At 75.8% G+C, this 9,504-nt stretch carries 9 protein-coding genes; 4 read left to right on the top strand and 5 right to left on the bottom strand.

Going from position 1 to position 9,504, the window contains the following annotated elements; all coding sequences use genetic code 11:
* Positions 1-126 precede the first annotated feature (126 nt).
* Together Q0817_RS14225 and Q0817_RS14220 are read left to right on the top strand one after the other, a co-directional pair.
* Positions 127-759 (top strand): WS/DGAT domain-containing protein, encoded by a 633-nt coding sequence (locus Q0817_RS14225; protein WP_298589466.1) that lies wholly within the window; start codon positions 127-129, stop codon positions 757-759.
* A gap of 10 nt (positions 760-769) precedes the next feature.
* Positions 770-1,996: an aminotransferase class I/II-fold pyridoxal phosphate-dependent enzyme gene (locus Q0817_RS14220; RefSeq protein ID WP_298589463.1), complete on the top strand. Its 1,227-nt coding sequence runs from the start codon at positions 770-772 to the stop codon at positions 1,994-1,996.
* A 28-nt stretch (positions 1,997-2,024) separates the two neighbouring features.
* Here the strand turns inward: Q0817_RS14220 and Q0817_RS14215 are convergent, their stop codons facing one another.
* The 5 genes from Q0817_RS14215 to thiL form a co-directional block, all read right to left on the bottom strand.
* Positions 2,025-3,350, bottom strand: coding sequence for a UDP-glucose/GDP-mannose dehydrogenase family protein (locus tag Q0817_RS14215; RefSeq protein WP_298589460.1), 1,326 nt, complete (start codon positions 3,348-3,350; stop codon positions 2,025-2,027).
* A gap of 89 nt (positions 3,351-3,439) precedes the next feature.
* Entirely contained in the window at positions 3,440-4,039 is a 600-nt protein-coding gene (gene rsmD / locus Q0817_RS14210) for a 16S rRNA (guanine(966)-N(2))-methyltransferase RsmD (RefSeq protein WP_298589457.1), read from the bottom strand.
* A 94-nt stretch (positions 4,040-4,133) separates the two neighbouring features.
* Positions 4,134-6,431 (bottom strand): ATP-dependent DNA helicase RecG, encoded by a 2,298-nt coding sequence (locus Q0817_RS14205; protein ID WP_298589454.1) that lies wholly within the window; start codon positions 6,429-6,431, stop codon positions 4,134-4,136.
* A gap of 12 nt (positions 6,432-6,443) precedes the next feature.
* Positions 6,444-7,403: a DAK2 domain-containing protein gene (locus tag Q0817_RS14200; RefSeq protein ID WP_366139880.1), complete on the bottom strand. Its 960-nt coding sequence runs from the start codon at positions 7,401-7,403 to the stop codon at positions 6,444-6,446.
* Positions 7,393-8,499: a thiamine-phosphate kinase gene (gene thiL, locus Q0817_RS14195; RefSeq protein ID WP_298589451.1), complete on the bottom strand. Its 1,107-nt coding sequence runs from the start codon at positions 8,497-8,499 to the stop codon at positions 7,393-7,395. The genes Q0817_RS14200 and thiL overlap by 11 nt, the downstream gene beginning before the upstream one ends.
* 64 nt (positions 8,500-8,563) lie before the next feature.
* Here thiL and Q0817_RS14190 point away from each other — a divergent pair, with 64 nt between their 5' ends.
* Complete coding sequence (locus Q0817_RS14190; protein ID WP_298589448.1) at positions 8,564-9,055, top strand: DUF3515 family protein; 492 nt, start codon at positions 8,564-8,566, stop codon at positions 9,053-9,055.
* Positions 9,056-9,186: 131 nt separating this feature from the next.
* On the top strand, positions 9,187-9,492 hold the full coding sequence (locus tag Q0817_RS14185) for a DUF4193 domain-containing protein (RefSeq protein WP_298589445.1): 306 nt from the start codon (positions 9,187-9,189) through the stop codon (positions 9,490-9,492).
* The last annotated feature ends 12 nt before the right edge of the window (positions 9,493-9,504 follow it).

Here is a 9,504-nt window from a genome sequence, read left to right as displayed (position 1 = left end):
GGGGGGGGGCCGGGGGTGGGGGGGGGGGGGCCCCGGGGGGGGGCGGGGGGGGGGGGGGGGCCGGGCGCGGGCGCGGGGGGGGGGGGGGGGGGGGCGGGCGGCCGCCCGCGGCGCGGCGCCGCGCTCGTGCGAGCGGACCTCGCGGCGGTCCGGGAGCTGGCGCACCGGCACGGCGGGACGGTCAACGACGTGGTGCTCACCGCCGTGGCGGGCGGCGCCCGGAGTCTGCTGGCCGCACGCGGGGAGCTGGCCCGAGTGCCGGAGCTGAAGGTCTCGGTGGCCGCCTCCGTGCGCGGCCCGGGGGACCCCGTGGGCGGCAACCGGACGGGCGTGCGCGTGGTGGCCGTGCCCGTGGCCGAGCCCGACCCGGTGGCGCGGCTGCGGCGGATCGCGGCGACGACCGCCGCGCAGCGGGCCCGCCCGCCGTACCGCCCGGGCGGTCGTCTCGCCCAGCGCTGGATGGTCCGGGTCATGGACCGGCAGCGGCTCGTCAACCTCCTGCTCAGCAACGTGCGCGGCCCCGCGGCGCCCCTGCTCTTCGCGGGGGCGCCGGTGGAGGAGCTGTTCCAGCTCGGCGCCGTGCAGGGGAACCTGGCCCTCGCCGTGGGGGTGGTCTCCTACGCGGGGGCCCTGGGCATCGACGTGGTGGCCGACACCGACGTGGTGCCCGACCTCCCGGTGTTCGTCGAGGGGCTGGCCGGGACGCTCGTGCGGCTCGGCGCCGGAACGCCGCCCCCGGGAGCCGCCGCAGGACCTTAGACTGGCCGCCATGGATGCCACCGACGCCGCCGCCCCGTCCCCGTCCGGCCCCCCGTGGGAGCGCATGGCCCGCGGGGGCGGTCTGCTGACCGGCACCGGGGAGCTCTCGGGGACCGTGTTCGAGGAGATGTCGCGGCTGGCCGCGCGGACGGGCGCCATCAACCTGGGGCAGGGCTTCCCGGACGTCGACGGGCCGCAGGAGATGCTCGACGCCGCGACGGCGGCGCTGCACGGCGGCGGCAACCAGTACTCCCCGGTGGCGGGTCTGCCGCTGCTGCAGGCGGCCGTCGCCGAGCACCAGCACCGCTTCTACGGGATCGACCTGGACCCGGGCACCGGGGTCGTCGTGACCGTGGGGGCGTCCGAGGGCCTGGCCGCGAGCCTGCTCGCGTTCCTGCGGCCCGGGGACGAGGTGGTCGTGTTCGAGCCGCACTACGACCTCTACGGCGCCGTCGTGGAGTTCGCGGGCGCGCGCCTGGTCACGGTCCCCCTCGAGCCGCCGTGCTTCTCCCCCGACCTCGACCGTCTCGCCGCGGCCTTCGGGCCCCGCACCCGCATGGTGATCCTCAACGACCCGCACAACCCGACCGGGACCGTGTTCGACGACGCCGTCCTGTCCCGCCTGGCCGGACTCGCCGCCGAGCACGACTGCGTGGTGGTGACGGACGAGGTCTACGAGCACCTGCGCTACGCCGGCCGGCACCGGCCCTTCGCCGCGCTGCCGGAGGCCTTCGAGCGGACCCTCACCGTCTCCTCCGTGGGCAAGTCCTTCTCGGCCACGGGCTGGCGCGTGGGCTGGGTCAGCGGGCCGGCGCACCTCGTGGGCCCCGTGCGCGCCACCAAGGCCTATCTCACGCACAGCGCCGCCACGCCGCTGCAGATCGGGGCGGCCACCGCCCTGGGCGGGCCCGACGACTTCTACACCCGGCTCACGGAGGACTTCCGGCGGCGCCGGGACGTGCTCGTGCGGGGTCTGGCCGCCGCGGGCGCGGAGCCCTTCGAGCCGCAGGGCACGTTCTTCGTCGTGGCGGACGTGCGCGGGCTGTGCGAACGGTACGGGGTCGAGGACGCCGCGCACCTGGCCCCGGTGCTGGCCGAGCGGGCCGGTGTGGTGGGCGTGCCCGTGCCGGCCCTCGCCTCCGCGGAGCACCGGAGGCTGTACGCGTCCTGGATGCGCTTCTCGTTCGGCAAGCGCCTGGACGTCCTGGAGCAGGCGGGGCGGCGCCTGGCCGGCTGAGGCGCCGCCCCGGTGCGCCGGGGCGGGCTCAGACGGAGGCGGCCCGGCGGCCGAGGGCCCGGTAGCTGAACCCGGCCGCGGTCCAGCGGTCGGGGTCGAGCACGTTGCGGCCGTCGAGGATCTGCGGGACGGCCACCAGGGGGTCGAGCTGCTCCGGGGTCATCGCCTTGAACTCGGCCCACTCCGTCAGCAGCACCACGACCTCGGCCCCCGTGACGGCGGCCTCGAGGGAGTCCACGTAGTCCAGACGGGGATAGCGCTTGGCGGCGTTCGCGTTGGCCTTGGGGTCGTAGACGGCCACCTCGGCGCCGATCGAGTGCAACCGGGCGGCGATGTCCAGGGCCGGGGAGTCGCGCACGTCGTCGGAGTCCGGCTTGAAGGCCGCCCCGAGCACGGCGACCTGCCGGCCCACCACGGAGCCGCCCAGCATCTGGGTGACCGTCTCCACCGTGTGGCCGCGGCGGCGGACGTTGATGTCGTCGACCTCGGCGAGGAAGCGCACCGCCTGCTCGACCCCGAGCTCCGCGGCCCGGGCCCGCAGGGCGCGGATGTCCTTCGGCAGGCAGCCGCCGCCGAAGCCCACGCCGGCGTTGAGGAACTTGCGCCCGATCCGCTCGTCGAGGCCGATCGCGTCGGCCAGGGTGCGGATGTCCCCGCCGACCGCCTCGGTGAGCTCGGACAGGGCGTTGATGAAGGAGATCTTGGTGGCCAGGAAGGCGTTGGCCGCGACCTTCACGAGCTCGGCGGTCTCGAAGTCGGTCACGATCAGGGGCACGCCGGCGGCCAGCTGCCGGGCGTAGACCCGGCGCATCACGGCCTCCGCGGCCTCGTCCTCGGCGCCGAGCACCATCCGGTCCGGGGTCAGGGTGTCCTCCACGGCGTAGCCCTCGCGCAGGAACTCGGGGTTCCACACCAGGGACACGTCCACCCCGTCGCGGGCGGAGGCCTTCGCCAAGTCGGCCAGGCGGCGGGCGGAGCCGACGGGGACCGTGGACTTGCCCGCGATGACGCAGTCCTTCGTGGCGGCCGCGGCGATCGAGCCGACGGCGGCGTCGACGTAGCGCATGTCCGCCGCGAAGGACCCGGCCCGCTGCGGGGTGCCGACCCCCACGAAGTGGACGTCGCCGAAGGCGCCGGCCTCCTCGTAGCTCGTGGTGAAGCGCAGCCGGCCGGTGCCCACGTGCTTGCGCAGCAGTTCGCCCAGGCCCGGCTCGTGGAAGGGCAGCTCGCCGCGGGACAGGGCGTCGACCTTCTCCGGGTCCACGTCCACCCCCAGCACCTCGAAGCCCATCTCCGCCATCGACGCGGCGTGCGTGGCCCCCAGGTAGCCCGTTCCCAGAACCGTGATCCTCATGGACGTCCTCCGTTCCTCCCGGGCCGTGGCCCGGGCTCGTTGCTGCCTGTCGAATCTTGTCAAAGCGGGCGCGCGCTGCGGCGCAGGTGTCAGTCCGGCGCGCCGGACGAGGGCGGCGATGTGACGTCCGTCTCGGCGAACCACATGGTGGTCTCCCCGTGCCGCTTGTGCTCGAACCGGCGCAGGCCGGCCGGCCAGTCGGGCTCCGGGGAGCGGGAGGAGCGCTCGACCACCAGCACCCCGCCCTCCCGCAGCCGGCCCACCAGCGGGGCGAGGACCGCGGCGAGCTCCGGCTCCGGGAGGGGGTAGGGCGGATCGGCCAGCACCAGGTCCCACGGCCCCTCGGCGGGATCCGCGAGGTAGGCGCCGACCGCTCCGTGCCGGACCTCGACGACGTCGTCGTGCCCGAGGGCCCCGTGGACCGTGCCGGCGTTGGCGCGGCAGACCCGCGCCGCGCCCGCGTGCCGCTCCACGAGGGTCACGGCGGCCGCCCCGCGGCTGGCGGCCTCGCAGCCGAGGGCCCCGGAGCCCGCGAACAGGTCGAGGACCCGGGCGTCCCGGAGCATGCCCCACGCCTCGAGGCGCGCGAAGAGCGACTCCTTGACCCGGTCGGTCGTGGGCCGGGTGTCCCGGCCCGGCACGGACCGCAGGCGCAGCCCTCCGGCGGCCCCGGCGATGATCCTGCTCACGCGTGCTCCTCTCCTGATCTCGGCGGTGCCGTTCCCTGCGGTGCCGTCTCCTGCGGTGCCGTCCCCGGCGCTCCGGGGCTCAGCGGCACGGGGCTCAGCCCCGGTCCAGGAACGCCTCGGCGTCCGGGTCGAGATAGCGCTCGATGGCTTCGGCCAGCTCGGGGTGCTCCAGCAGCTGCGGGTCCTCGCCCAGGATCGTCACGGCGTCCCGGCGGGCCCGCTCGATGAGCTCGGCGTCGTCGAGGGCCCGCAGCAGGCGCAGCGTCGAGCGGCCACCGGACTGGGCGGCGCCGAGGATGTCGCCCTCGCGGCGCAGCTCGAGGTCCGCCCGGGCCAGCTCGAAACCGTCCGTGGACGCCGCCACCACCTCGATCCGTTCCCTGGACGGGTGCTCGGCGGGGCGCCGGGTGACGAGCAGGCACGTCCCCGCGTGCCCGCCGCGGCCGATCCGGCCGCGCAGCTGGTGCAGCTGGGAGATGCCGAACCGGTCGGCGTCCACGATGATCATCAGCGTGGCGTTGGGCACGTCCACGCCGACCTCGACCACGGTGGTGCACACGAGCAGCTGCACGTCCCCCGCCGCGAACTCCTCCATGAGGCGGGACTTGCGGTCCGTGTCGAGCCGGCCGTGCAGCACCTCGGCGCGCACGCCGGCCAGCACGGGCTCGGCGGCGACGAGCTCCGCGAGCCAGGTGACGGAGGCCATGGACGCCTCGGACTCCTCGTCCTCGGAGGCCGCCGCGAGGGCCGACTCCGCGAGGGAGGCGTGGGGCCGGGGCCCGTCGTCGTCGCCGATCTTGGGCGCGACGACGTACACCTGGCGGCCGGCGTCGATCTCCTCCCGGGCGCGCCGCCACAGGCGCCGCTCCCACCCCGGGTGCTCCACGAGACCCACGGTGTGGGTGGCGATCGGCTGCCGGCCCGCCGGGAGCTGGTCCAGGACGGAGACGTCCAGATCCCCGAAGACGGTCATCGCCACGGTGCGCGGGATGGGGGTCGCGGTCATCACCAGCAGGTGCGGGGGCCGCCCGGCCTTGTCCCGCAGCCGGTCGCGCTGCTCCACGCCGAAGCGGTGCTGCTCGTCCACCACGACCAGCCCGAGGTCGGCGAACTGCACGACCTCGGAGAGCAGGGCGTGGGTTCCGATGACGATCCCGGCCTCCCCCGACGCGATCCGCAGCAGGGCCCGCTTGCGCGCCGCGGCGCCCATCGACCCCGTGAGCAGCACGACCTGCGTGCCGTCCGGGTCCCCGCCGAGCAGGCCGGCCTGGGCGAGCGGGCCCAGGGACCGGACCACGGAGCCGTGGTGCTGGGCGGCGAGCACCTCGGTGGGGGCCAGCAGCGCCGCCTGCGCGCCGGAGTCGACGACCTGCAGCATCGCGCGCAGGGCCACGAGCGTCTTGCCGGAGCCGACGTCGCCCTGGAGCAGCCGGTTCATCGGGTGGGTGCCGGCGAGCTCCGCGGCGAGCTCCTCCCCCACGGCCCGCTGACCGGCGGTCAGCTCGAACGGCAGCCCGGCGTCGAACCTGGTCAGCATCCCGTCGGGCACGCCCGGGCGGGCGGTGGTGGGGTGCGCGGCGAGCTCGGCGCGGCGGCGGGCCAGGGCGCACTGGAGCAGGAACGCCTCCTGGTAGCGGAACCGGCGGCGCGCCTCCCCGTGGGCGCGGGTGTCCCGGGGCCGGTGGACCTGCCAGTACGCCTCCTCGAGCCCCATGAGCCCCTCCCGCTCCAGGATCCCGTCCGGCACGGGGTCCGGGACCGCCCCGAAGTCCACGACCGGCAGCAGCGAGTGCACGGCTCGGGCGATCTTGTCCGTGGTCAGCTTGGCCGTGGCCGGGTAGATGGGGATGGGCCGGCCCGCACGCTCCTCGGCGGTCTCCCCCGCCTCCGGGGCGTCCGGGTCGAGGATCGCGTAGTGCGGGTTCGTCATGGTCACGGCGCCGTTGTAGAGCCCGACCTTCCCGGAGAACAGGGCGTGCGTGCCCGGGGGCAGGTCCCTGGCCGCGGTCCAGGCGTTGAAGAAGCTCAGCCGCATCGTCCGGCCCGGGCCGGGGTCCCCGTCCGCGAAGAGCCGGTGCGGATCGGAGGAGACGCGGTCCGTGATCACCACGTCCGTGATGGACCCGCGCCGGGAGCGCATCTGGCGGGTGGAGGCGTGCACGACCTCGGCCACGATGGTCACCTGCTGGTCGATGCGCAGCTCCGAGAACGGGGTGAGCTCGCCCCGCGGCATGTACCTGCGGGGGAAGTGGTCGAGCAGCTGCCCGATCGTGGACACCGAGAGCTGGCGGGCCAGCTGGTCGGCCGTGGTCCGGCCCAGCAGCCGGGCCAGCGGCTGGTCGAGCTCGGAGACCGGGTCGGGGAACGCCCCGCCGCCGTGGGATCGGGTCATCTCAGGGGCGCCTCATCCGTCCGCCTCCGAGAGGGAGGTCACCGTGAGGTTGACGGCCTTGCCGCGGGCGCCGATCACCGTGAGTGCGTCCTCGGGCCGCGGCACGTGGACGTGGACGCGCCACCGGTACCCGTCCCCCGTCTCGGACACCGCGCTCATGATCACGCTGGTGCCCACCTCGCTGAGCTCGTGGCGCAGCTCCGCGGCGTCCAGCGGGGTCAGCTCCACGGTGCACATCACCTCCACGCCGCCGTGCACGGCGTGCGGCGCGTCCTCGGCGCCGGCGGCCCGGGACGCGGCGCCGTCGATCAGCGCGTCGAGGGCGTTCTCGTCGCCGGCGTCGTCGCCGCCCACGGTGCGGGCGAGCGCGTCGAAGACGACGAGCATGCCCAGCGCGCCGGCGTCGACCGTGCCGGTCTCGCGCAGGATCTCGAGCTGGTCCGGGGTCACGAGCACCGCGGCGCGGGCGGCGGTGCTGACGCCCGCCAGGAACTCCTTCAGCTGCTGGTTGGACCCGTCCTCCACCCCCTGCGGGACGGGGACGGCGGCGGCCGCCTCCAGGACGGAGAGCATGGTCCCGTCCACGGGGTCGGTCAGGACGCTCCAGGCGCGCACGTGACCGGCGTGCAGGGCCAGTCGCACCGACTCCGCGGTCATCCTCGTGCTCCCCTCCAGGGAGCGGCCCACGGCCGTGAGGAAGACGGAGAACAGGGTGCCCGAGTTGCCGCGGGCCTCCTCGAGGGCGGCCTGACCGGCGAGGGAGAGCAGCTCCCCGACGTCGCCGGTCTCGAGCACGGCGGCGGCCTCGGCCGCGGCGCGCACGGTGGCCGAGAGGTTGGTCCCCGTGTCGGCGTCCGCGACCGGGAAAACATTGAGGGCGTTCAGGACGGGGCTGTGGCGCACGAGATCACGGTGGGCCAGGTCGAGCCACCGCCGCATGACGGCCGCGTTCGATCCGATCCTATGGTTCAAAGTGATCCCATCCTTCGCCGACCGGGTGCCCGAGAGCGAGGTGCGGCGCTCGTCCGTCGAGCAGCACCCGGGGGAGGGTGTCGTCGTGCGCGGGGGGCGCGGGCGCACACGAGCCTATCGCACGGAACATGCCGGGCAGCGGCACGCCGTGGGGAAAGACGGCGAGCAGCCCGTGGTCCTCGCCGCCGGTCAGCACCCAGTCGCGAGGGTCCGTCCCGAGCAGCCGGGCGGCCGGGCGCAGAGGCTCGGCCAGCTCGGCCACGGCCGCGCCGTCGAGGTCCACGACGACGCCGCTGGCGGCCGCGACCCGGCCGGCGTCGCGGAGCAGCCCGTCGGAGAGGTCGATCATCGCGGTGGCCCCGGCGCGGGCGGCGGCGGGACCGGCGGGCACGGGGGCGCACGGCCGCAGCTGCGCCGCCGCGAGCGCGTCCAGGAGCTCGTCCTGCCCGGGCCGGTAGCGGCGGTCCTCGAGCAGGGCCACGCCCGCGGCGGCGCGCCCGGTGGTCCCGGCGAGCGCCACCGTGCCGCCCGCCCCCGCCCCGGACCGGCGCACCGGGTCCCGGCCCTCGAGGTCGCCCGTGACCGTGGCGGTGACCGACAGCTCCCGGCCGGCGCCCAGGTCCCCGCCGACCACGGCGCAGCGGTCCGCGCCCATGGCCTCGAACCCGGCCACGAGGCCGCGGGCGAAGTCCAGGGGCCAGGACACGGGCGTCCCCGGCGGCAGGGTCAGCGAGACGACGACGGCGGACGGGACGGCGCCCATCGCGGCGACGTCGGCGAGGTTCTGCGCCGCGCACTTCACCCCGGTGTCGTAGCCGGTGGTGACCGCGCCGCCGGCCCAGGCGAGCCGGAAGTCCTGGTCCTGCACCTGGGTGTCCGTGGTGATCACGTACCGCCCGTCCGGGGCCGCGACCACGGCGCAGTCGTCGCCGGGGCCGAGCAGCACCCGGTCCGCTCCGGCACGCGCGGCGGCGGGACGCAGGAGCAGCGGGAGCACGCGCTCGAGCAGCTCCGCCTCGGAGAGCTCCCCGACGGTCGGCCCCGGTCCGGGCGGTGCATCGGGCACGGGGGTCTGCTCCGCTGGGGGTCGGGTCATGGCGCTCATCCTAACGACGGCCCCGGACGCGGGAACGGGGCTCCTCGAGGATTACGCTGGGGGCATGCCCTCGCTCCCCCTGTCCCGATCCGTCCGCGCCGTGCTGGGGGCCGGAGCCCTGCTGGCGGTCCTGTCGGGGTGCTCCCCCGCCGTCACCGTGGACCCCGCCGAGAACGCCGCCGACCCGGGGTGCGCCCCGGCGATGCTCGCCATGCCGGAGACCGTCGGCGAGCACGACCGGCGCGAGACCACGAGCCAGGCCACCACGGCCTACGGCGAGCCCACGGCGGCGGTCGTGCGCTGCGGCGTGACGCCGCCCGGGCCCACGACCGACGCCTGCTCCTCCGTCAACGACGTCGACTGGCTGATCCGCCAGGACGAGGACGAGAGCACGTGGACGGCCACGACCTACGGCCGGGACCCCGCGATCGAGGTGGTGTTCGACAGCACCGCCGTGGCGTCCTCCACCCTGCTCGTGGAGCTGGGCTCGGCGGTGGAGCAGATCCCCGCGGAGCGCCAGTGCCTGGACCTGCAGGACACCGTGGAGGGTCTGTGACCCGGGGTGCGGGGCGGCGGCCCCCGACCCGTCCCCGGCAGGTCCCGGGAGCTCGGGAATAGGCCCATGCCCCGCCGGGTTGTGGCGTGGACACGTACGCGACCGCACCACGCCCAGAAGGAGGCACACCCGTGGCAACCGATTACGACGAGCCCCGCGTCAAGCCCGAGGACGAGCCCGCCAACGAGTCCCTCGAGGTGATCCAGGCGCAGCGCAGCGCCACCTCGCAGAGCCCGGCGATCGACGTCGACGACGCGGACACGGCGGAGGGCATCGACCTGCCCGGGGCGGACCTGTCCCAGGAGGAGCTGCTGATCCAGGTGGTTCCCGAGCAGGACGACGAGTTCACCTGCATGTCCTGCTTCCTCGTCCGCCACCGCAGCCAGCTCGCCCGCGAGAAGGACGGCGCCCGGTACTGCATCGAGTGCGAGGGCTGACGGACCCGGCCC

Origin of the sequence: uncultured Kocuria sp. (genome assembly GCF_947500125.1) — a bacterium.
Lineage (GTDB): Bacteria > Actinomycetota > Actinomycetes > Actinomycetales > Micrococcaceae > Kocuria.
The sequence above is the reverse complement of the archived record's forward strand: the minus strand, read 5'-3'. Positions and strand labels throughout refer to the sequence as shown.

Bases quoted from the DNA above. Each gene is read 5' to 3' on its own strand.
- Q0817_RS14220 (WP_298589463.1), top strand. From the start codon at position 770: ATGGATGCCACCGACGCCGCCGCCCCGTCCCCGTCCGGCCCCCCGTGG.
- Q0817_RS14215 (WP_298589460.1), bottom strand. From the start codon at position 3,350: ATGAGGATCACGGTTCTGGGAACGGGCTACCTGGGGGCCACGCACGCC.
- Q0817_RS14205 (WP_298589454.1), bottom strand. From the start codon at position 6,431: ATGACCCGATCCCACGGCGGCGGGGCGTTCCCCGACCCGGTCTCCGAG.
- thiL (WP_298589451.1), bottom strand. From the start codon at position 8,499: ATGACCCGACCCCCAGCGGAGCAGACCCCCGTGCCCGATGCACCGCCC.
- Q0817_RS14190 (WP_298589448.1), top strand. From the start codon at position 8,564: ATGCCCTCGCTCCCCCTGTCCCGATCCGTCCGCGCCGTGCTGGGGGCC.